The sequence below is a fragment of the Acinetobacter pseudolwoffii genome, assembly GCF_002803605.1.
GTDB lineage: Bacteria > Pseudomonadota > Gammaproteobacteria > Pseudomonadales > Moraxellaceae > Acinetobacter > Acinetobacter pseudolwoffii.
The window spans coordinates 64,584-88,021 of record NZ_PHRG01000001.1 but is presented as its reverse complement, the minus strand read 5'-3'; the positions used below and the strand labels follow the sequence as shown (position 1 = coordinate 88,021).

Genomic DNA, 23,438 nt, shown 5'->3' with positions numbered 1-23,438 from the left:
GCTGCGGAACCTCTTTGTATTTACTATAACTGAAGAACTGTAGTTTTTAACCTAAAGCATGCTCGGAAATGTAGATTTTATTTCGAGAAAAGGCAAGCAGTTCCATGTTTTTCTTCGAATTGTTTGATCCATTTCTCATGTTCCTGCAATTCTTGTTCTGAGGGGAGAATCACCGGCAGTTCAATTTCAACTCTGGCCATGCCTGAACGGTTGTTCTGATCGTCAGAATGAGACAAAGCATCGATATCAAAAGATACCTGTCCACCGGTCATCGCCAGATAAACATCAGACAGGATTTCCGCATCGAGCAAGGCACCGTGGAACGTACGGTCACGCTTTGGAATCTCGTAGCGGCGCACTAAGGCATCCAGCGAGTTTTTCTGCCCCGGATGCTTGGACTTGGCCATTGCCAGGGTATCGGTTACTTCACAAACTTCGGACAGGGCTTTAAAACCTGCCCGTTTGAATTCCATATCCAGGAAGTTCATATCGAAGCTGGCGTTATGCGCGATAATTTCGGCACCGTGCAAATAGTCAAACAATACTTGAGAGATTTCCTCAAATAACGGTTTGTCTTGCAGGAACTCATCGGTAATGCCGTGGACATTGACCGAGTCGCCGACCGGTGTTTTCGGATTGATATAGATATGAATCGAGCTGCCGGTCAGTTTGCGGTTGATCATTTCCAGCGCGCCAACTTCAATAATCCGGTCACCATCCTGATAATAAAAACCGGTGGTTTCGGTATCCAGAATCAATTGTCGCGGGCCATGCAATTGTAAGGTTGCGGGGGTAATCACAATCTGGGGATGTAGTTGCGAACTATTGGCAACGGTTGCATCCACCTCTTGAAGCGCTGGATCACTTTGCTCGGTGTCGGCAACTTCATTCAATTCAATGATTTCTTCTTCCTGCATATCGTCCAGCTCTTCTTCGCTCTCGGCCAGATCCAGACCAAAAGGATCATCTAGCAGCCAGTCGGGTTCAGATTTTTTTTTATCTTCAGATATTGAAGGGCTTTGCTTGGATTTTTTCAGGGTTTCATCGGCGCCCTGATTGGCCAGCTGATCGGCCATTTCATTGCCGGCATGCCCGGCGTGACCCTTGATCCAGTGCCACTCAATCTCTCGTCCCTGACAGACTGCATCCAGTTTTTGCCACAGGTCAGGGTTTTTGACGTCTTTCCAGTTTTTCTTTTTCCAGCCGTGAATCCATTCGGTAATGCCTTGTTTGACATAATTGGAATCGGTATAGATCACCAGCTTATCCTGTTTGTCACAGAACAGAATGCCTTCGATGGCAGCCGTCAGTTCCATGCGGTTATTGGTGGTATGGTCTTCACCGCCACAGATTTTGTGTTCTTGCTGGCCGTTAATAATGTACGCACCCCAACCGCCTAAACCCGGGTTGCCGCGACAAGCGCCATCAACATAAAGTGTGATAGTGTGTGACATAAATTAAAATCCGATCAAAAGAGAACACGCTGGAAGGCTTATTGTATAGCGCAAATGCAGTCGATCAATCTCTATGTCCCGGATTTTTTAATTTCTTGTAACATTTAACGTGAAATCACGGTAAATTATTGCCTTGTGTCTGCAACATGCTTCACTACAATGGCAGATCTAAAAAATAAATTTATATACGAGTTGTTTGGATTTCTTTATGTATAAACCAACCGCAATCTTGTGGCAGCCGACATTACCAACATTTTTAAAATTTTCTGTACTGGGAACTGCACTTGCTTCTCTGGGATTGACGGGCTGTTCATCTACGCAAAGTACATCCCAAACAGCAGCAAGCAAGCAAGTTGGATCGCAATATCTGGATGCAAGCGGTCTGGATGGACTGGAAGATCTGCTTTCTGCAACCGATATGCGTGCAGTCGAAGGCGACCGTTTACTGGTTCTGAAACATGGTGATGTCTGGAAGCGCATGACTGTGGGCTTCAAGATGGATTTAAGTGTGTGGAATCCGCGGATTGATGCGCAGCGCGGCTGGTTTATTTCACGTCAGCCTTATCTGGACCGTTTAAGTGCGCGTGCCTCACGTTATTTATATTACACGGTAAAAGAAGCAGAACGCCGTGGTATGCCGACCGAGCTGGCGCTATTACCGATTATTGAAAGTTCCTATGACCCGGCAGCGACCAGTAGTGCAGCAGCGGCAGGTTTATGGCAGTTTATTCCAAGCACAGGCCGTATTTATGGTTTAAAACAGACCCCTTTATACGACGGTCGTCGTGATGTGGTGGAATCGACTCGTGCAGCCTATGAGTTTTTAGGCAGTTTATATAACCAGTTTGGTTCTTGGGAGCTGGCGCTGGCGTCTTATAATGCCGGCCCGGGACGTATTCAGCAGGCGATTAACCGCAATAAAGCAGCAGGTCTGCCGACCGACTATTGGTCACTCAAATTGCCACAAGAAACCATGAGCTATGTGCCACGTTTCCTGGCAGTTGCACAAATTATTAAAACTCCAGGTCAGTATGGGGTGAGCCTGCCACCAATTGCCAACCGTCCGCATTTCCGTGAAGTGCCTGTAGGCGTGGCCAATTTAAATGAAATTGCAGCCATCACCGGTTTGAGCCGTGCGGAGCTGTATCAATTGAACCCGGGGCATCGTGGTGATCATATTGACCCTACCAGTCCGCGTCGTATTTTGATTCCTGCTGACCTCAGTCCTTCAGTCGATGAAAAGCTGAAAAAACTATCTGGTTCCGGCGGATTATCTGCGAGTAGTGCCAGCAACCTGCCGAAAAGTACCACCACAGTGGTGCCGACCAAAGCTGCGCCTCCCGTATTAAATGCGAAAGCGACTACGCCGGCAAAACAGACTCCACCCGTTCTTGCCAGTACTCGACCTGCAACGACTGCACCTGTGGTGACAACGGCAAATACAGTGGCACAGACCACGAAAAAGATTTCAACGCCTAGAGGCTCATCTGCCTTGGCCAGTTTTGCTGCCCAAAGTGATTTGCCGATTCCAAGTGCGCCACGTATTCCGGTCGCAGTGACACCGGCAGCGCCAGCGAAACAGATTCAGGTCGAACCACCGATTTCTGCAGCCGAGCGTCAGCAAGTTCAGCAGGTCATCACCGCGCAGGAAACTAACAAAACTGTGGATGAAGTTCTGCAGCCTGTTGCAACACCGGCAGAACAGGCTCAGGTAGTTGAAGAGCTGAAAGCATTGGCGCCGGCAGGCACAGAAATTGTCGATCCTTATGATGGTAAAATCAAGCTGACGGCTATTCAAACCAGCCTGTCTGTGGCTGAGCAGCAAGGCAAGGAACTTACCAAAGGCTTCTCTTATCCGAAAGAAGTTGCTGACAATACCACAGCGACTTCGGTCGAAGCCCAGTTGAACCAGGGTAAAAATTACGTCAAGACTGATTCTGAAGTGGTGGTGGTCGCGCCTAAGGGCAAGCGTAGTACCTATAAGGTTTTACCGGGGGATAATCTGGCACTGATTGCAGCAAAAAATGGGGTGAACTGGCGTGATGTAGCGAAATGGAACCAGATCGATCCAAACTCTACGCTATATGTAGGCACCACGATTTATTTGTATGATGCCAAGCCGGTGCAGGAACAAACCAAAGCCAAAGAAAAGCCGGAATCTTATGTGGTTCAGGCCAATGATTCTCTAACCAGTGTGGCAAGCCAGTTTGGTTTAAGTCTCAAACAGCTGGCTGATTTTAATGGTTTAAGTACCAACAGTGGTTTATTTGTCGGTCAGAAGCTGTCGCTGAAAGAAACGGCTGCAGCTAAAGCCAAAGTAGAAGATGCTAAAAAAGCTGAAGCTGCCAAAGTTCAAACCAAATCCTATACCGTCAAGCGCGGTGAATATCTGAAACTGATTGCCGATCGTTATGGACTGTCAAATGCTGAACTGGCGTCATTCACCTCAGGTTTAACTGCGGGTAGCAGTTTGATGGTGGGACAGAAAATCAATGTGCCACTTCAGGAAGTTGAAGCACTGACCGCATCGACCCAAAAGACTGAACAGACATTTGAAAATGTTAAAGTCGATCAGACAGCCACTGAAAATTATCAGGTCAAACGCGGTGAAACCCTGTATAGCATTGCCAGTCAAAGCAAGCTCAGTGTGTCTGAGCTGGCAGCTTTAAATGGTTTTGCTGCCAATAGCGGTTTACGTATAGGCCAGACCATCAAGATTCCAGCCGGCAGTCAGGTGCCTGAAACTTATACAGTTCAATCGGGTGATACCTTGACCGGCATTGCCGCAAAATACAATCTGTCGATGGATCAGGTGGCGAGTCTGAATGGTATTTCTCGTCATGCCGGCCTGCGCGTCGGTCAGCGTTTAAAGCTGACGGGTGAGGCAGCTGAACCCGTGCGTGAGTCTGTGGCTGAAACGGTGTCGAAACATGTGAAATCTGATTCGCATGTGGTGAAATCGGGTGAAACCTTAAGCTCTATTGCGCGTCAGTATCATCTTCAGGTCAAGTATCTGGCCGATTTAAATGGCCTGAATGCCAATGGCAACGTCCGTATTGGTCAGCGTTTAAAAATTGTGGGTGATGTTCCGACGGATAAAAAAGCAGAAGACGTGAAAGTGGCAGCTAAGCCTGTGTCTTCTAGAGCAACTGAATCTTATACCGTCAAGTCAGGCGAATCCCTGAATGCGATTGCCAGCCGTTTAGGAATTACGGTCACCGAACTGGCCGAGTTAAATAATCTCAGTCCACGTGCCGGATTGCGTGTCAGTCAAACCATCCAGATTCCAAAACTGGTGACTGATTATAAAGTCAAACGCGGCGATACCTTGATCGGTCTGGCCTCACGTTACGGCATGAACAGCAATCAACTGGCGGAAATGAATGATCTCAAACCGAATACACAATTACGTATTGGGGATGTGATTAAAGTGCCAAACTAATTCATTCATCGTGAGATTTTTTAGTTTATTTGTTTTAAGCATGGTTGTCCCGCTGGTAATGAATACCAGTTGGGCAGCCCTGATCACCACACCTTATATTGCGCTACATAGCCCACCGAAATATAGCCATCTGCAATCCTTACCTTATGCCAATTCGCAAGCCCCCAAAGGTGGTGCACTGATTTTGGCGGCCGATGGCAGCTTTGATAATTTAAATAGCATGAATGGCAAAGGCAATGTCACTGAAGGGATCAACTATATTTTTGACAGTTTGCTGTCGAAATCACTGGATGAGCCCGGGGTGTATTATCCCTTGCTGGCGGAAAAAGTCAGTTTTGACCCCAAGAAAACCACCTTTATCATTTTCCATTTAAATCCGAAAGCGCGCTTTAGCAATGGTCAGCCCGTAACTGCGGAAGATGTCAAATATAGCTTTGAGCTTTATCAGACCCAGTCTAATTTCGGTCTGCAAATGTATCTGGCAGATTTAAACAAGCTGGAAGTATTATCAGCTTTACAAGTCAAAATGCATTTTAAATCCGGGCATAATCCGGAAATGGCCATGATTGTCGCGCAGATGCCCATTTATTCTAAACGGCAATGGCAAGGGCGTGATTTTAAAGACCTGACGCTGAAACCGATTCTGGGTTCAGGGCCCTATGTGATTGAACGCATAGATCCCGGCCGCAGTATTTCGTATCAGCGCAATCCTCAATACTGGGGCAAAAATCTATTGGTGAATCGCGGTCGTTATAATTTTGACCGGATCCAGTATCGTTATTATCGTAGTCCGGAAATCAAGTTCGAAGCCTTTAAATCGGGCCAATTTACTTTGCATGAGGAAAAACAGGTCAATCGCTGGATCAGGGATTATCAATTTCCTGCGGTTCGGCAAGGACAAGTCAAACGTTATCGTTTTCGGCATCAAAATCCGGTCCCGACCCAGAGTCTGGTCTTTAATACCCGGCGTCAGCCCTTTGCCGATATTCGCTTCCGTCAGGCCTTAAGTTTTGCTTACGATTTTGAATGGCTGAATAAAGCCATGTTCTATGGTGAATATCAACGCCTGAACAGCTTTTTTTCCAATAGCGAGCTGGCTTCTCGTGGACGGCCGAGTACCCAAGAGCTGCAAATTTTAAAGCCTCATTTGCAGAAGCTTCATCCGGTTCAGCGTCAGGCTGTACTTCAGGACTGGCAATATCCTCAATCCGATGCCTCAGGGTTTAACCGGCAGAATTTATTAAAAGCCCGTCAATTGCTGTTAAAAGCCGGTTATCGTTATCAACAGGGGCAGTTGGTCAATGCTTCCGGTCAAGCGGTCAAGATTGAATTTTTGCTGCATCAGGTGGAACAGCAGCGTCATCTGATGCCTTATTTACGTCATTTAAAACGTTTGGGGGTTCAGGCGAATATTCGTATGGTCGAAACCGCGCAGTATTATGAACGGCTACGAAATTACCAGTTTGATATGATTGTCGACAGCATGCCACAGTCCTTGACACCGGGGCAGGAACAAAAACAGTTCTGGAGCAGTCAGGCTGCCAAGCAGGTCGGCAACTATAATTATGCCGGTATTCAGAATCCTGCTATTGATACGGTGATTAAGCAAGTAATTCAGGCGCAGAACCGGGAGCAGGTGATTGACAGTACCCGAGCTTTAGACCGTTTGCTGCGGGCAGGTTATTATCATATTCCGACTTATGGTACGGGTGAATACTGGTATGCTTACTGGAACATGTATCAGCAGCCCAAGCTTAAACCTAAGCTCTCCGCGGGCATTGATTACTGGTGGGTCGATGCGGCAAAGGCTCAACATGTGGCCAATTATTTCAAACAGCATTAAGCTCCAAGCCTATCAGGGAGTGCCATGAGCACTTATATACTCAAGCGTCTGTTGCTGATGATTCCAACCTTGCTGATCATTTTGCTGATTAACTTTATGGTGATCCAGCTGGCACCGGGTGGGCCGGTGGAACAAGCGATTTATCAGGCACAACAGGTCAATGGCTTGACACATACCGGATTACAGTATCAGGGGCAGCAAGGCCTCACCCCTGAGATGATCGAGCAGATCAATATTCAATATGGTTTTGATCAGCCTGCCCATATCCGCTTTTGGGACATGCTAAGGCGCTATGCCCAGTTTGATCTGGGCACTAGTTTTTTTAAAGACAAGGCTGTGACTGAGCTGATCTGGGAAAAACTACCGGTATCGCTGTCTTTAGGCCTGTGGAGTACCTTAATCATCTATCTGGTGTCTATCCCTTTAGGCATCGGCAAAGCCAGAAAACATGGCAGTGTTTTTGATCAGATCACCTCTTTAATGCTGGCTGTGGGCTATGCCATTCCAGCCTTTATTTTTGCGATTTTACTGATTGTATTTTTTGCCGGTGGATCTTTTCTGCAATGGTTTCCCTTACAGGGACTCAGCTCTGAAAATTTTGCCGAACTCTCATTTTTTGGGAAAATTCAGGATTATTTTTGGCATATGGCATTGCCATTGTTGGCCATGGTGCTGGGCGGATTTGCCAGTTTGACTTATCTGGTGAAATTTTCCTTTGTGGAAGAGTTGAGTAAGCAATATGTTCTGGCTGCGCGGGCCAAAGGTTTAAATGAAAACGCAGTGCTGTATCGGCATGTGTTCCGAAATGCGATGTTAGTGTTGATCGCAGGTCTGCCAGAAGTATTAATTGGGGTGTTTTTCGTCGGCAACCTGTTTATTGAGATTATATTTAATCTCGATGGTTTAGGTGTTTTGGGTTTTGAGGCGATCATCCAGCGCGACTATCCGGTGATTTTCGGTACTCTGTTTATCTTTACTTTGCTTGGTCTGATATTGCGATTATTAAGCGATTTGCTGTATCAACTGATCGACCCACGGATTCATTTCAGTTCACGTCGGGGATCCTCCTAATGTCGTCCTTGATGCAATTAGGCTGGCAACGCTTTAAGCAGCACAAGCTGGGATTTGGCTGTTTTATTATGTTTGGCCTTATTTTTATCATGTCCTTGGGCGCAGAACTGATTGCCAATGATAAGCCCTTGCTGGTGAAATATGATCATGCAGTGTATTTGCCTATCTTAAAATCTTATCCGGAAACGGCATTTGGCGGTGTATTTGAAACCGAAGCCGAGTATAAAGATCCTGCCGTTCAACAGTTAATTGCAGAAAAAGGCTGGGCGATCTGGCCAATCATTCCATTTTCATATCAAAGCCCGAATCTGGAACTGGCTGTTCCGGTGCCTTCGCCACCAAGTACACAAAACTGGCTCGGAACAGATGATCAGGGTCGTGATGTGCTGGCGCGGATTCTGTATGGCTTGAGGGTTTCACTCTTATTTGGTTTTGCACTGACTTTATTGTCGGCGGCGATTGGAGTTTTGCTGGGGGCTGTGCAGGGCTATTATGGCGGCTGGATCGACCTGATCGGGCAACGCCTGCTTGAAGTCTGGAGCAGTTTGCCGATGCTATTTATGGTCATGGTGCTGGTCAGTCTGTTTAGTCCCAATATTTACTGGCTATTTCTGATCATGCTGTTGTTTGGCTGGACCACTCTGGTGGGCATGGTACGGGCTGAATTTCTGCGTGCACGCAATCTGGAATACGTCTGGGCGGCACGAAGTATGGGTGCAGGAGATGGGCGAATCATGTTCAGGCATATATTGCCGAATGTCATCGGTTCAAGTCTGTCACAACTTCCCTTTATGCTGACTGCCAATATTACCGCACTGACGGCTCTGGATTTTTTAGGCTATGGGCTACCACCGGAAACAGCCTCTTTAGGAGAGCTGTTGCTGCAAGCCAAAAATAATTTAAATGCGCCGTGGCTGGCTTTATCAGGTTTTTTTAGTCTGGCCATTGTGCTGAGTTTGCTGATGTATATTGGCGAAGCAGTACGTGATGCTTTTGATCCAAGACAATAAATCACGGAACTTTTTAATCATCGTAAAAATAAGCAGATGAAAATTGTGTAAATTTGACAAGTTGAATTGTCAATTATCCTGACTTGCGTTATAAACGAGTACAAAATAAAAGTAATATCAGGACAGATCATGACCCAATTGGCCGATTCCATTCAAATTCGTCATACCAATTTCAAAAACCGTATTATTAAAGGCGCTATGAGTGAGGCGCTGGCCAATGATGCCGGCCAGCCCAATCAGGCACATTTCAAGTTGTATGAAGCCTGGGCCAAAGGTGGACTGGGCTGTGCCATTACCGGCAATGTCATGGTGGACTTTCGTGCCAAGAATGAGCCGGGCGTGGTGGTGGTAGAAACCGAGCGTGATCTGGAGCAGCTTAAAGTCTGGGCGGAAGTGGGCAAGCAGCAGGGTATGGTACAACTGGTGCAGTTGTCACATCCGGGTCGTCAGTGTCCCAAAGGCTTAAATAAAGAAACAGTTGCGCCGTCGGCCGTGCCTTTTAGTCCGGCATTGGCCGTCAGCTTCGGCACACCGCGTGCGCTGACTGAAACTGAAATTCTGGAGATTATCCAGCGCTTTGCCACTTCAGCGCAAATTTGTGAAAAGGCCGGTTTTGAAGGCGTCCAGTTGCATGGGGCACATGGTTATCTGATTAGCCAGTTTCTGTCACCGCTGACCAATAAGCGTCAGGATCAATGGGGTGGCAGTATTGAAAACCGTACCCGTTTTCTGCTGGAAACCTATCAGGCTGTCCGTGCTGCAAGCTCAGAAAATTTCATTATTTCAGTCAAACTGAATTCCGCTGACTTTCAGCGCGGTGGTATGAGTGAAGAAGATGTGATCTATGTCTTTAAGGCGATGGATGCAGCCGGGATTGATATCATTGAAGTATCCGGCGGTAGTTATGAAGCGCCTGCCATGGCTGGTGTAAAAGAAGACAAACGCAAAGCTTCAACCATTGCCCGTGAAGCCTATTTCCTCGATTTTGCCGAAAAGATCCGTCAGGAAGTCAATTGCCATATCATGGTGACCGGTGGCTTTAGAACCGTCGACGGCATGAATGCTGCACTCGACAGTGGTGCGTGTGATTTTGTTGGCATCGCCCGACCTTTTGCGGTAGAGCCGGATCTGGGTGATCGTTTGATTGCAGGGCAAGATGTACGTTATGCGGTTGAGAAAATTAAAACCGGTATTCCGCTGGTTGACAAAATGGCGATTATGGAAATTATCTGGTATGCCGCGCAGTTTAAGGAAATTGCCAAAGGCAAACAGCCGAATCCAAAACTGTCACCGTTAAAAGTCTTTTTGAACTACCTCAAAGGCAATGTTAAAGCCGTAATTAAAGGGCAGTTGAATTCGCGTAAATCGGCTTAAATTTATCATCTAAGCATAAAAAACCGGGCAATTAGAATGCCCGGTTTTTTATTCATCACATAGTTAAGAATAATGCATCGCCTGGGTCTGGAAAGGAAATAATAACTGTCCCAGTTGACGAGTGGCCCATAAACCCACTTCAGTATGATGCATATGCGGTGAAGTATAGGGAATCAGCAAGTCAATTTTCTGTTCCGCACCTTCACAGCGCATAAAGCGATTTTTTAACTGATTTAAACGTTGTTGATCCATACGGCTTAAAGCAGGTTCAACTTTCGCCTGAGACGGCGCTGCGCTGCGTGAAGACAGCCGAGTCGCTAAAGTTGCCCCCTGAATCCAGTCTTTAATGATCTGTTTTTCAGTCGCATTAAACACACCAAACATTTTACCTTCAGGATGATCAATCATTTTCCAGAAACGGCTCTGTTCAACAGGAGCATCTTTAATAATCCAGCCTTTCTCAATCAGTACATTCAGGAACTTGAAAATTTGTGCCGGATCTGATAACCAGTCATTGATAGTCTTGCCACTAAACTGACATTTCTGGTTATGAATATATTGGCCAATCAGTGCCTTGTTCTGGAATACTTTTAAGGCCATGCGCTCAATATCTAGCTCTTTCACAATCTGGGAAGAACTTTTACCGACGTCATTGAGCAGATAGCCTTGCTTGATCAAATCAAGATAGGTCTCTGGATCTTCCGTATTCTCATAATGCTGGATAAAGGCTTGCAGGGATTTTTGTGCATGGCCATTGTGGGCATTATCAATCGTAATATGCACATTGAAATAATGGGGATCAATCCCGAGTTCAGCCAATTCGTAATTGGTAATGAGCAGATGCAGCGGCAACTGTTCATAGCCGAGATTAAAACCAATCACCAGAGGCAAGTATTTGGCCGGCGCATAAGCCAGTGCTAACTGTACCGCGGCCTGCTCATAATAACTGGCATCCAGTTGTTCGGCATAACTGTTCAGCTCATAGTGACTTAACAGGTGCTGATACATGGTGACATGATTGGCACGTGGATGTCCCAGACCCAGTTCTTCCAGATAGATATAGATCAAATCTTTCAGCTCGGGTTGATTGCAGTTATGTACGGTGGAATATAACCAAGAACCATCGACCAGTTTAACCGGTGCAACCTTGGACAGAAATTCGAAAGCATGTGAAACCGTTGGGAAATACTCCCGGGCCTGATGTTGTTTACGCCGTCCCAGATAAGCCTGAAACTTGGCACAAATTTGATGATGTTGTTCTAAAAGATGCTGTTCAACCTGTAACGGTTGATCCAGCCATCCGAATGGCTCTATATTGAGGTTTTTAATCAGATCGCTCAAATAGGATTCAGCTTGTTCGGTTTTGGTATTCGTCGAGATTTCAGTATCTTGAAAAAAGTCGACCCAATCCTTAAAGCTTTTAAATTGATAATTATGATTATTATTTGGCGATAAAGGCAAACTTAACTCTGTGCTGACGAACATAATCTGATCCTTGCAGATATCTCTTCAGTTACCTTAACGTGCGACTTGACGTCTAGATGTTGAATTTTTGTTCTAATTTATTGGTGTATTGCTTTAAATGAAAATGAACGGATATTTATATGAATAGAAATGTTAAAAGAATGCAAATTGTAAAATATGAATTACATGGCAGCCTATGTAACGAAGAGCATATTTTAATGAGTGATAAAAAATTATATTTAAAATTCAGAATACAGAAAAGCCCGAATCGCAATGCCCGGGCTTTTTTGTTGAGATGTTGCCATCTCGAATATGGCGTCCCTACGGGGATTCGAACCCCGGTTACCGCCGTGAAAGGGCGATGTCCTAGGCCTCTAGACGATAGGGACAGTACAGAAGATAAATTTTAAAACCTTTACTTTTAGCTTGAAGTAATGGCGTCCCTACGGGGATTCGAACCCCGGTTACCGCCGTGAAAGGGCGATGTCCTAGGCCTCTAGACGATAGGGACTTAATAAAATGTACTTCTGAAAATTGGCGTCCCTACGGGGATTCGAACCCCGGTTACCGCCGTGAAAGGGCGATGTCCTAGGCCTCTAGACGATAGGGACGTTTCAGAGGTGGGCGTATAATAGGGTGAAAATAGGGGGGTGTCAAACGCATTTCTATAAAAATTTTTATTTTCTGAATTGAGTGCATAAATTTAAAACAATATTGTTGAAATAATGGAAAATGACTTAAATTAAGCTGAATTTTTAAGCAATTCCAGCATGGCAGCTAACACTTGGGGATGCTGTAAATAGCCCGCAATATCATGTGGACGTTGTACAAAGGTACGAATTTCCTGATTGATAATGGCAGGCTGAAAATTAAATGAAGCTGCTGAGAGTGGAAATGCGGTGAGAAAATCATCATGTGAATAGAAATTTATCCAATCGCCTGAAATTGCAGCAGGTCTTATCATCGGTTGCGGAAGATGCGCCTGAATGACACGAAATTCCAGCGGTGATCCGAGGGTAATAAAACGCTGGATATTCAGTTCTGGATGTTGAAGCAAATAGTTATAGGCGATCACGCTACCCAGCGAATGTGCCACCAGAATCTGTGGTTTGCTGCTATGCAGTTGATGATGAATGCGCCGATGAACTTCCTGCATAAAAGTCGGATTGGCCAAATAAAGATAGGTTTCCAGCAGGAACTTATGCAAAAAACTGGCGTGTAAACTGGGGAAATAATTAATGAGTACCGCAAAATCCCGCAAGGCAATATCTTTGCTTAATGCTGTAATAAAATTCAGCTTTTGATCAAAGTTGAATGTCTTATCTGGATTTAACTGGGGCACATCACAAACTTGATATTTGCACTGATTGGTTGGTGGTACGGCTTGCCGCTGTGCCGGATGTAGAAAAGGGAAATGCGGCCATTGCTGCGGCATTAAGGTGCTGGCATTGAGTAGATTATGCAAATGATGTCGAGAGAGTAAATCACCATAAAAAGGGATACGGATATGCCGTTTTAAATAGCTAAAACGGGCTTGCTGTTGCGGGTTATTTCTGAGGCCTCTTTTGAGAAGATGCAGCCAATGTTGGCGTAATGAAGGCGCCGTATACTGTTGCTTGTTCATGCCGTGAATAAACACAATTTTCATCGACGCACCATTGAAGCTGCCCAATATACAATCAGTATAGACAAAAAAGAGCGACCGAAGTCGCTCTTTTAAAGCTGATGCTTAAGACTTGTTATGGTAGAACGCATAATAACTGGCATAGCAGGCTGCAATAAACAGCAGACAGCCAAAGAAGCTGATGCGCATTGATGGATCAAAGACCATACTGACACAGGTAATAAAACAGAACACGAAGCCTAAAATCGGCACAATCGGAAACAATGGTGCTGCAAAGCCCAGTTCTTTGACCGTGCGACCCTGTTTATACCACTGCCGGCGGAAGTTGAACTGACTTAAACAAATACTCATCCAGACCACCACCATGGTAAACGCCGCAATGCCCAGTAGGTTGGTAAAGATGGTTTCTGGCGCAAACTGTTCAGACAGCAGGCCTGGCAATGCACCGAGCATGGTCACTATGACTGCAATATACGGTACACCGCGAGCATTGAGTCTTGAGAATACGGCAGGTAACTGTTTGCTGTAGGACAATGACCACATCATACGAGAAGCGGCAAATAAGCCCGAGTTGGCAGCAGAAAGTAACGCAGTGATAATCACAAAGCGGATGATGTCTTCAGCATAAGGAATACCGATGTGCTGGAATACCGTTACGAATGGACTGCTACTGACACCTTCAGCGGCCAAGCCAGCTTCCTGATGCGGGAGTAAGGCCGTCACCACGATAATCGTTCCCACAAAGAAAATTAATAAGCGGAAAATCGCAGTATTAATGGCTTTAGGGACATTTTTCGCAGGATCTTCAGTTTCACCCGCCGCAACACCAATCAGCTCTGTACCCGAAAAGGCAAAGTTCACGATCAGCATGGTCGCAAAAATCGGGAATAGACCTTCAGGGAACCAGCCCTGGGCAGTCAGATTGGTGAATAGAGGTGCAGCTTCGTAGCCCTGATAGCCCAAAACACCAAAGATGGCCAGTAAGCCCAAAACAATAAAGGCAACAACAGTGACTACTTTCACCAGTGCCAACCAGAATTCGGATTCGGCAAACCATTTGGTCGAAATCATATTTAAGCTAAATACAAAGACACCAAAAATAATGGTCCATAACCACATGGAAATATCCGGGAACCATTCCTGCATCAGCAAGGCGGCTGCAGTAAATTCGGTTCCCAGAGTGACAGACCAGGTCAGCCAGTATAACCAGGTGATGGTATAGCCTGTACCCGGTCCAATATAACGTTTGGCATAAGCACCAAATGAACCAGATTCTGGCATATGAACAGCAAGTTCGCCCAGACAGAGCATAACCATGTAAGCGATAATGCCGCCCAGGAGATAAGCAATAATGGCACCTACAGGCCCCGTTTGTGCAATGACTTCACCCGACCCTAAAAATAGGCCTGTTCCGATTGCGCCACCAAGCGAAATCATGACCAGATGTCGAGTACTCATAGCGCGTTTTAAAGGCGCAGAATTGCCCTGATGCGTAGCATCATTCGGAGATGAGTGCATAGGAGTTGAAAAAAATCAGAAGAATGAAGCGAGTTATTGTAGTGAAAAACTACAAATCTGCAATGTATTAATAATAATTTTGAATAAGGCTTGATCGTATGCGATCGATAGATGGCGTCCCTACGGGGATTCGAACCCCGGTTACCGCCGTGAAAGGGCGATGTCCTAGGCCTCTAGACGATAGGGACGTTGCGAGGTGATGCGTATATTAAGGACTCAATTGGTTTTTGTCAAAAGGCTTTTATATAAAAAAGCGCTAAAAGTTCAAACATTAAACAGGAGTAATGCATTAATTTTATTGAGGGCTTAAATAAGTCGAATGATTGGGCTTATTTGCTCGTCATTTAGGCGGAAAATGAAACTCCCGCGGCTGGCAGGAGTTTAAAACAGCCAGATTTTAATGATCGGGTGTTTGGTATTCTGTCGAGTTATGCGCAGGAGCAGTCTGCTCGACAGGTGTTTCTACTTTCTCTTCACGGTTCACGATATAAAGATAAAGCAGTGAAGGAGCTAAAATCAGTAAAACCAGTAAGATCTTTTTTAACATGGCACATAGACAAAGTACGAAATTGCATTAATTATAGCCTAAGCAAATTAAAAAGAGCACCGGAGTGCTCTCTATAAAACTTAGAATTTGAAAGTGACATCGGCGATAAACTGGCGGCCGATTTCAGTCATAACTCTTGGTTTGCTTGCGATTGTTGATTTGGTGGTATACGTGTTGGTGCGGTTAGTTACATTGTTAATAGTTAAACCAAAGATTGCATGTAAATCTTTTGAAAGTTTCCAATCATAAGTTGTACGCATATCCCAGATAAATTTAGGTTTAATTTCAGAAGCAATATAAGTATCAAGAAGATTACCTTCATATTCTACTTTGTCATCTTTACTGGTCACTGTGATCATATCGTCGTAACTGTCTTTATAGCTAAAGAAGTTTGAAAGTTTTACTGGTGCGTGATCGAAAGCAATATCCCAATTTACACGGGCAGTCCATGGTTGGTTGAAGTTTTGTGCAGGACGCTCTGACCAATGCATAATTTTACCGTTATAGGACACGAGTTCATCTTGATCTGCGGTTATGAATTTGTCGGTATAATCGGTATAACTGCGGAATACATCGCTATAGTCAAAACCAAAAGCAATGAAATGCTGTGTACTAGCGAATTTCAAAGCTTCACGATTTTTTAATGTGAGTGTGTAGATGTCGGCTTCACCATGACCATCATTGCTATATTCATAAGAGAAGTTGAAACCATCTTTTGGGATATCGGTGTGGGTACGTGAAATTTCATCTTGGTATTTGCGATTCACCCACTTAAGACCTAAATCCCAAGAATGTAATTGGGTGTTGATACCCAAAACAGTTTCATCACTAAATGGTGTGTCTAGGTCAGAGCGACGTGTGGCATTTGCTGAGTTCGTTGCAGATGTGACCCAGTCCGCCTGCGGATTCTCACGTGAGAATTTATACATCAACTCACCAATACCATCGTTGAGTTCGGTGCCTAATGTTTGCTGACCATAGTAACGATTCCAGCCTGCTAAAAATTGCAGTTTGTCATTCGCAAAGGGCTTATAAGACACGGAACTACGTGGAGAAATATTGAAATTACCGCTTAAAGAGTCGTAGTCGGCACGGACACCTACTCGGGTCGATAATTGATCGTTCCATTGAATGTTGTCTTCAAGGAAAGCATTGAAGCGGTCTTGTTGAGCAGAGAATTGTCCAGCTTTATACAATGAACCTGCAGCGACATATTGTCCTGTCCAACCTTGAATCGTGGGTGTCGCATCGCATAAAGCATCATCAGCTAAACAGGTATTGTTAGCTAAATTTTTCATATTGACAGCTGAAACATTTGACATATATACATCAGAGGCACGTTTCCAATCCACTTCTGCATGAGTGTATCCTGTACCCGCTGTAATCTTATGCTGAGTCGTACCAATTTTGAATGGATCAAAGGCTGCTTTTAAGTCGTAGTTGAGCGCAGTTTGATTTTGTTCTAGCTGACCAAAAAGCGTACCTTCAGATACGGTTTTTGAGTCGGTCCAATCTTTACTGCCTTCAGCATAATGCCAAATAAAACCATAGTTGTTTTCTGAGTTTCGGACATTATCAGCACTTTGGAAGTTGAGTTTATGCGTTAATGTTACAGATCCTATGTGGTGTTCTAACTCTGAAAACATTGTTGTCGTTTCTGTGTCAAGCGTACTGGCTGAGTTGCGACGGCTTTCAGCATAATTCAAGCTGTCAAGTAAAGCATAATCAAATCCAAATTTAGCTTTCACTGTCTCGCTTGGGTTATAGAAGAAGGTTGAACCAATGTTGGTATTACTGCGTTCTTGATCAATTTTTTTCGGGTCATCAAAACCACTCATTACAGGAATAATAGATTTACGTTTTGATGCATAACTATTAAACCCCCATTGCTCTGAAAGCTTGCCATAAATATTGGCACTTAAACCTTGTTTGGTATATTCCTTTTGATAGGCTTCAGTCGGCTCTTCAAAGAGCTCTTCTTCTAATGGGCTAACAGCATTAAAGCGAGCCCAGTCACTTTCTGTGTAATCATATGTGACAGTACCATGAATCTTTCCGATTTCAGTTTGTGGTGCACAGGTCTTTGCATTGACCACGCCACCGGTAAACTGACCATATTCAGCAGAAATATTGCTGTCGAGTACTTCCAAATCACACAGTAAGTCTGTATTGACAGCCATCGCTTGAGAGCCAGTGCTAAATGTATTGTAGTTACTTGGACCATCAGCAGGGTTAATTAATAGGTTATTGGATACGCCATTCACAATAAAATTATTTTGGAAGGTTTGAGCACCATTGATAGAAATTTCAGAGGGTTTAAGTTCACCTTGTGAGCCTGCTGCTAACTGTGATTGGCTAAACTGCACATTCGGATTCACCTTTAAAAAATCAGTTATATTCTTTGAGCTATTCGGCGTTTTTGCTAAATCTTCTTTGCTATAAACCGTTTTCCCAACTTCATTTCCTTGCTGAGCTTCGACAATAATCGTGTTGAACTTAAGCGTTGCCTTATTGGGGACAGATTCTTGATAACTGGATTCTTCTGCGAAACTAGAGGTTGATAAAGCTGCCAATATAGCGAGTGAAAGTGAAGAGTAGGCAAAACGCATGGGAAGGTTAAATCTTTGAAAGATAATGAAAGCGATTATCATTAACTTGATTGCTATAATCAATAGTAATGAGAATTATTTGCATTAATTGGGCTTTAAATGTGTAAGATTTAAGCAGCTTAAGTCGCTGAAAAATAAAAATATGAAAAGGGAGGAAAATATATGGCGTCCCTACGGGGATTCGAACCCCGGTTACCGCCGTGAAAGGGCGATGTCCTAGGCCTCTAGACGATAGGGACGTTTAGAAGATGGCGGTATCTTATTGATCCGCCACCAGAGTGTCAAGCAGGTGAGGCGCGAGTTTGTTTAAAATATAGCAAAACAGTTCAGCCGTCTTCTGTGTGTCATATAACGCAGAGTGAGCTTCTTTGCCATCAAAATCGATCCCGGCCTGAATACAGGATTTCGCCAGTACGGTTTGACCAAACATCACCGCACTCAAGGTCACCGTGTCAAACACAGAAAAACTATGGAACGGGTTCTGGTTTTTGGTGCCGGTACGGGCAATTGCTGCCTGAACAAAACCTAAATCGAAATGTGCATTGTGACCCACCAAAACCGCATGGGTACAGTTTTGCTGACGGCGCACGTCATTGACCGATTTGAAAATACGCTTTAATGCGGTTTTTTCATCTTCAGCCATGGCAATCCGCATCGGATTTGACGGATCAATGCCGATGAATTCCAGTGACCTGCGATCGAGGTTGGCCCCTTCAAAAGGATTGATATGTGCATGGTAAGCTTGGCCCGGCACAAATTGGCCATCCTCATTATAAACAATCGGAATGGCCGCAATTTCCAGCAATGCATCAGTCTGTGCATTAAAACCTGCCGTCTCGACATCGACAACTACAGGTAAGAATCCACGAAAACGTTGACCAATGATTGGGAGGGTTTCATTTGTCACACTTTTCTCCATTGAATGGTTTTACCCGCATAGAGCGGAATAATCTGTTCACCATCCAAATAGTCTAAACTTTCAGGGATTACTTGATCTTCTTTAACCAGTGTAATGGTACTGGTATTACGTGGCAGGCCATAGAAGTCTGCACCAAAGTGGCTGGCAAAACCTTCCAGACGTTCAATTTTACCCACTTGATCAAATGCCTGAGCATACAGCTCAATGGCAGTCGGCGCACTATAACATCCTGCACAGCCACACGCATTTTCTTTTGCATTTTTTGAATGTGGTGCGCTGTCTGTGCCTAGGAAAAATTTAGGATTGCCACTAGTCGCCACTTCCAGCAAGGTTTGCTGATGGGTTTGACGTTTTAAAATTGGCAAGCAGTAGAAATGCGGCTTGATGCCACCCACCAGCATGTCATTACGGTTGAACAATAAATGTTGCGGCGTAATGGTTGCAGCGACATTACGGTCTTGCTCAAGCACAAAGTTTGCTGCTTCGCTGGTAGTAATGTGCTCTAACACCAGTTTCAGCTTAGGGAACTGTCTGAGCAAGGGTGCGAGGACTTCATCCAGAAAGCGCTTTTCACGGTCAAAAATATCGATATGGTTATGCGTCACTTCACCGTGCAGCAATAAAGGCACCTGATGTTCTTCAAGCTGCTCAATTACGCCATACACTTTACTCATGTCGCTGACACCACTATCAGAATTGGTGGTTGCACCCGCAGGATAGAGCTTGATGGCATTGACATGCGCAGATTCTTTGATCTTTTTAACTTCACTTGCCGGGGTGTTGTCTGTGAAATACAGCACCATACGCGGGTCGAAATTTATCCCTTCAGGTACGTGCGCCATGATGCGTTCACGATAGGCATTGGCCTCTTCAACGGTTTTAACGGGTGGTACCAGATTCGGCATACAGATTGCGCGAGAAAACTGTCTGGCTAAATCGGGAACAGTACGTTGAAGTGCTAAACCATCACGCAGGTGAACGTGCCAATCATCTGGCTGGAGAATCGTAATCGTATTCAAGGCAAATTCAGTCGAACAAATAAAACAAATGATAATCCATCTATAGCAAAAATGGTAATGAGAAAGGGCTACAAAATAAGGGATATCTATAAATTAATTTGAAAAAGTATGTTATTTTAAAATTACTAAAAAAATTACATAAATACTTGCAATGGAATACAAGTACAGTTTAGCGAAATTACAAGATGACAAGGAAAACATAGAAGAATTAATTACACGCCAAAGTCAGCGTGTAGGCCCGGTCTTCCCTCAACATCTGGAACAGGAATTCTGGACAAAAAATCTGGAACGTGCCCGCAAACATGTCGAAAAATATGTTTGGGGTGGGGTATTGGCTTATTTTATTTTTCTGGTGGTGATGATCCCCACAGATTACTGGATTATCAGTAAAGAATATTTCGTGCATGATTTTGTGCTGTCTATGTTCGGGCTACTGAATGGCAGTATGTCATTAATTCTCTTTTATATGTTTTCCTGTTTACCCAAGATCAAGCGCTTTTTTCCGCAAGCTTCAATGCTGCTGGTATTCTGGATGCTGGTGTCGATTTCCTGTATCACGATGTTGGTTAAAACCCCAGCGTTACAACACCAGTCGATGGCAATCGTCACCATTATTTATATTCTGGGTTATATCCTGACCGGTATTAAGCCTGTACAGATGCTGGTCACCGGACTGGTCGCTGCAGCAACGACCATTATTGTATTATCAATCATGGCCATAGACTTTAATCCGCTGGTTTTTGGGCGAATTCTGATTGGGAGTTGCTTACTGGGTTATGTAATTAGTCATATGATTTTCGCGCGTGAGCGTGTGATTTTTTTATACAGTATCCGGGCCAGAATCAGTGAGCAGATCCAGCGTATTCATACCACCGAATTATTACATTTAAGCCAGTATGATGAACTGACCAAGATTTCCAATCGGAGAACCTTCGATGAAACGCTTGAAGTGTATTTTGAACGGGCCCGTCGTGAAGACACTGCCTTGGCGATTCTGTTTATCGATGTGGACTTTTTTAAAAACTATAATGATTTTTATGGGCATCAGAAAGGCGATGATGTCATTTCAACCATTGCCAGAACCATCAAGAATGCGATCCGTCATATGGACTTTGTGGCGCGTTATGGCGGGGAAGAGTTTGTTGTGTTATTGCCAGAAACAGATGCACATGGTGCTTATGCCGTAGCTTCAAATATTTTCAAGGCGATTGACCGTCTGGAAATTCCCCATGAAAAATCTTTGGTTGCGAGACATATTACCATCAGTTTAGGCATTACCGTCTATCGTGGTGAAACAGATACTGATAAAGATATATTATTGGGAATTGCAGATCAGGCGTTGTATCGTGCCAAGCAGCTTGGGCGCAATCAGATTTATTATCAATCACTTCGTTCCGTCAATTCATATACCGCCAATGGCTCGATGCTTTAAACATCAAGAACAACTATCCATAAAAAAACCGCTCATCAAGAGCGGTTTTTTAACAAAAACAAAACTTAGTTTTTGTCTTTCAGTTGTGGCACTGCAGAGGCTGTACCCACTGCAAGCAAACCAGTTTCTGTATAGATGCCAAGTTTTGCGCGGGTATCGGTAATGTCCAGATTACGCATGGTCAACTGACCAATACGATCCATTGGAGAGAACATAGAATCACCTTTCTCCATAGTCAAACGCTCAGCTTCATAAGTGAGATTAGGAGATTCAGTGTTCATGATGGTGTAATCATTACCACGACGCAGTTCTAAAGTCACAGTACCGGTCACGGCTTTAGCCACCCAACGCTGTGAAGTTTCACGCAACATCAGCGCTTGAGAATCGAACCAGCGGCCTTGGTACAACAAACGGCCTAAACGTAAACCGTTGATGCGGTATTGTTCGATGGTATCTTCGTTATGAATACCGGTCACAAGACGCTCATAAGCAATATGAAGCAGCGCCATACCCGGAGCTTCATAAATACCGCGAGATTTTGCTTCGATAATACGGTTTTCGATTTGATCCGACATACCTAGACCATGACGGCCACCGATACGGTTTGCTTCAAGAATGAATTCAACTGGATCTTCGATACGTTGACCGTTGATCGCAACAGGGAAACCTTCTTCAAAAGTAATCGATACTTCTTCAGCTTTAACTTCTACGTCATCTTTCCAGAAGGCAACGCCCATGATTGGATCCACGATTTTGATGCCCGCATTCAGGTATTCAAGATCTTTGGCTTCATGGGTCGCACCCAACATGTTTGAATCTGTTGAGTAGGCTTTTTCTTTTGACATTTTATAGTCAAAACCGTTGTCGATCAGGAACTGCGACATTTCTGCACGGCCGCCAAGCTCATCGATAAAGGTTTGGTCTAGCCAAGGCTTGTAAATTTTAAGCGCAGGGTTGGTCAACAAACCATAACGGTAAAAACGTTCAATGTCGTTACCTTTGTAAGTAGAACCGTCACCCCAAATATTGACGTCATCTTCTTTCATGGCAGTGACAAGCATGGTACCTGTAACAGCACGACCAAGAGGAGTCGTATTAAAGTAAGGAACACCGCCAGTTGAAATGTGGAACGCGCCACATTGAATTGCAGCAATACCTTCTAATGCAAGCTGTAAACGGCAGTCGATTAAGCGTGCTTTTACTGCGCCATAAGCTTCAGCTTTTTTTGGAATCGCATCGTAATCGTCTTCGTCTGGCTGACCCAAGTTCGCTGTGTAAGCATAAGGTTCAGCGCCTTTTTGTTTCATCCACAAAAGAGCAGCAGAAGTATCTAGACCACCAGAGAAGGCAATACCAACTTTTTTACCTACTGGGACATTCTGCAAGATAGTTGCATTATCAGACATTGTTCATCCTAATGATATGAAATAGGCACGCCAGAATTGGTGGCCTGAAAAAATACATATTGTCTCAATTGTATCATTAATTTATTTAGGTTTGCTTTAGAAAAGAAAAACTCGTTTTAAAATCTATATTCAATAGGCTTAAATAATCATAAATTGCACGATTTTGAGCAGAATCCTGCTAAAAAATTAAAAATTCGCTATATTCAGCCGAATAAAGTTAAAAACTCAGATAAAACAGGAATAAATGCATGGCGACTCATATCCCACCCTTACCTAATTTAAATCCTAAAACCAAGAATGAAACGCTGGCACTGTTGCATGGGATTTATGCCGGTCTGATTGGTTTTAGTACACTGGTATTTTTATATCTGGAATATCAGCAAGCCAGTATTTCTACGCTGAGTTTAGGTATGGTGCTGCTGCTTTTAGGCGGCCTGGTATTTTTTAATATACAGGCCAGCATCAAAGTCAAACAGGGCAATGGTTCAGGACGGACTTTATCCAGAATTATGGCCATCCTGATGCTCCTGAGTTTTCCGATTGGTACAGTATTGGGCGTGATTGCATTATGGAAATCTAGCGCGCGACAATGGCAGGATTAATCCGCCAAATAGAAAGTGATCCTCTTCTAAAGATTGATATTTGTGCCTGAAAATGCTGAACTCCGGGTCATAAAAAGCCACTGAAAATCAGTTAAAGTAAGGGA

At 44.3% G+C, this 23,438-nt stretch carries 16 protein-coding genes and 5 tRNA genes; 7 read left to right on the top strand and 14 right to left on the bottom strand.

Annotated elements, in window-relative coordinates; genetic code table 11:
* Positions 1-77: 77 nt before the first annotated feature.
* The gene (gene dnaQ, locus CWI32_RS00430) at positions 78-1,454 is read right to left on the bottom strand and encodes a DNA polymerase III subunit epsilon (protein WP_100328781.1); all 1,377 of its coding nucleotides are present in this window, start codon (positions 1,452-1,454) and stop codon (positions 78-80) included.
* 208 nt (positions 1,455-1,662) lie between these two features.
* Here dnaQ and CWI32_RS00425 point away from each other — a divergent pair, with 208 nt between their 5' ends.
* The 5 genes from CWI32_RS00425 to CWI32_RS00405 all read left to right on the top strand — a co-directional run bounded on the left by CWI32_RS00425 (position 1,663) and on the right by CWI32_RS00405 (position 10,194).
* Complete coding sequence (locus tag CWI32_RS00425; RefSeq protein WP_100534385.1) at positions 1,663-4,896, top strand: LysM peptidoglycan-binding domain-containing protein; 3,234 nt, start codon at positions 1,663-1,665, stop codon at positions 4,894-4,896.
* Between the two features lie 40 nt (positions 4,897-4,936).
* Positions 4,937-6,739, top strand: a complete 1,803-nt coding sequence (locus CWI32_RS00420) for an extracellular solute-binding protein (protein ID WP_100534384.1) — start codon at positions 4,937-4,939, stop codon at positions 6,737-6,739.
* A 24-nt stretch (positions 6,740-6,763) separates the two neighbouring features.
* Positions 6,764-7,810 (top strand): ABC transporter permease subunit, encoded by a 1,047-nt coding sequence (locus CWI32_RS00415; protein WP_100355250.1) that lies wholly within the window; start codon positions 6,764-6,766, stop codon positions 7,808-7,810.
* Positions 7,810-8,820, top strand: coding sequence for an ABC transporter permease (locus tag CWI32_RS00410; RefSeq protein WP_100534383.1), 1,011 nt, complete (start codon positions 7,810-7,812; stop codon positions 8,818-8,820). The genes CWI32_RS00415 and CWI32_RS00410 overlap by 1 nt, the downstream gene beginning before the upstream one ends.
* Before the next feature lie 129 nt (positions 8,821-8,949).
* Positions 8,950-10,194 (top strand): NADH:flavin oxidoreductase/NADH oxidase family protein, encoded by a 1,245-nt coding sequence (locus tag CWI32_RS00405; protein WP_074383045.1) that lies wholly within the window; start codon positions 8,950-8,952, stop codon positions 10,192-10,194.
* 63 nt (positions 10,195-10,257) lie between these two features.
* On the opposite strand, the gene CWI32_RS00400 is transcribed toward CWI32_RS00405, so the two are convergent.
* From CWI32_RS00400 to pyrC, 12 genes are all read right to left on the bottom strand, one after another.
* Positions 10,258-11,679 (bottom strand): iron-containing redox enzyme family protein, encoded by a 1,422-nt coding sequence (locus tag CWI32_RS00400; RefSeq protein ID WP_100534382.1) that lies wholly within the window; start codon positions 11,677-11,679, stop codon positions 10,258-10,260.
* Between the two features lie 292 nt (positions 11,680-11,971).
* Positions 11,972-12,047, bottom strand: a tRNA-Glu gene (locus tag CWI32_RS00395).
* A gap of 46 nt (positions 12,048-12,093) precedes the next feature.
* Positions 12,094-12,169: transfer RNA gene (locus CWI32_RS00390), tRNA-Glu, on the bottom strand.
* 24 nt (positions 12,170-12,193) lie between these two features.
* A tRNA-Glu gene (locus tag CWI32_RS00385) sits at positions 12,194-12,269 on the bottom strand.
* Between the two features lie 131 nt (positions 12,270-12,400).
* Positions 12,401-13,306, bottom strand: coding sequence for an alpha/beta fold hydrolase (locus CWI32_RS00380; protein WP_100534381.1), 906 nt, complete (start codon positions 13,304-13,306; stop codon positions 12,401-12,403).
* A gap of 81 nt (positions 13,307-13,387) precedes the next feature.
* The gene (locus tag CWI32_RS00375; RefSeq protein ID WP_074383042.1) at positions 13,388-14,800 is read right to left on the bottom strand and encodes an amino acid permease; all 1,413 of its coding nucleotides are present in this window, start codon (positions 14,798-14,800) and stop codon (positions 13,388-13,390) included.
* A 112-nt stretch (positions 14,801-14,912) separates the two neighbouring features.
* Positions 14,913-14,988 (bottom strand) — tRNA-Glu (locus CWI32_RS00370).
* Positions 14,989-15,197: 209 nt separating this feature from the next.
* The gene (locus CWI32_RS15115; RefSeq protein WP_167381251.1) at positions 15,198-15,347 is read right to left on the bottom strand and encodes a hypothetical protein; all 150 of its coding nucleotides are present in this window, start codon (positions 15,345-15,347) and stop codon (positions 15,198-15,200) included.
* 80 nt (positions 15,348-15,427) lie between these two features.
* Positions 15,428-17,956 carry a TonB-dependent receptor plug domain-containing protein gene (locus CWI32_RS00365; protein ID WP_100534380.1) on the bottom strand — a complete coding sequence of 843 codons (2,529 nt, stop codon included), beginning with the start codon at positions 17,954-17,956 and terminating at the stop codon, positions 15,428-15,430.
* Positions 17,957-18,119: 163 nt separating this feature from the next.
* Positions 18,120-18,195 (bottom strand) — tRNA-Glu (locus CWI32_RS00360).
* A gap of 20 nt (positions 18,196-18,215) precedes the next feature.
* Positions 18,216-18,875 carry a ribonuclease T gene (gene rnt, locus CWI32_RS00355; protein ID WP_034608604.1) on the bottom strand — a complete coding sequence of 220 codons (660 nt, stop codon included), beginning with the start codon at positions 18,873-18,875 and terminating at the stop codon, positions 18,216-18,218.
* Complete coding sequence (gene pyrC / locus CWI32_RS00350; RefSeq protein WP_100534379.1) at positions 18,860-19,894, bottom strand: dihydroorotase; 1,035 nt, start codon at positions 19,892-19,894, stop codon at positions 18,860-18,862. Before pyrC ends, rnt begins: the two co-directional genes overlap by 16 nt.
* Before the next feature lie 151 nt (positions 19,895-20,045).
* Here pyrC and CWI32_RS00345 point away from each other — a divergent pair, with 151 nt between their 5' ends.
* Positions 20,046-21,326 carry a GGDEF domain-containing protein gene (locus CWI32_RS00345; protein ID WP_100534378.1) on the top strand — a complete coding sequence of 427 codons (1,281 nt, stop codon included), beginning with the start codon at positions 20,046-20,048 and terminating at the stop codon, positions 21,324-21,326.
* 65 nt (positions 21,327-21,391) lie between these two features.
* Here CWI32_RS00345 and argG read toward each other — a convergent pair whose 3' ends face one another.
* Positions 21,392-22,732: an argininosuccinate synthase gene (argG, locus tag CWI32_RS00340; protein WP_100328771.1), complete on the bottom strand. Its 1,341-nt coding sequence runs from the start codon at positions 22,730-22,732 to the stop codon at positions 21,392-21,394.
* Between the two features lie 248 nt (positions 22,733-22,980).
* Between argG and CWI32_RS00335 the strand changes: the two genes are divergently transcribed.
* Positions 22,981-23,334: a hypothetical protein gene (locus tag CWI32_RS00335; protein ID WP_100534377.1), complete on the top strand. Its 354-nt coding sequence runs from the start codon at positions 22,981-22,983 to the stop codon at positions 23,332-23,334.
* The last annotated feature ends 104 nt before the right edge of the window (positions 23,335-23,438 follow it).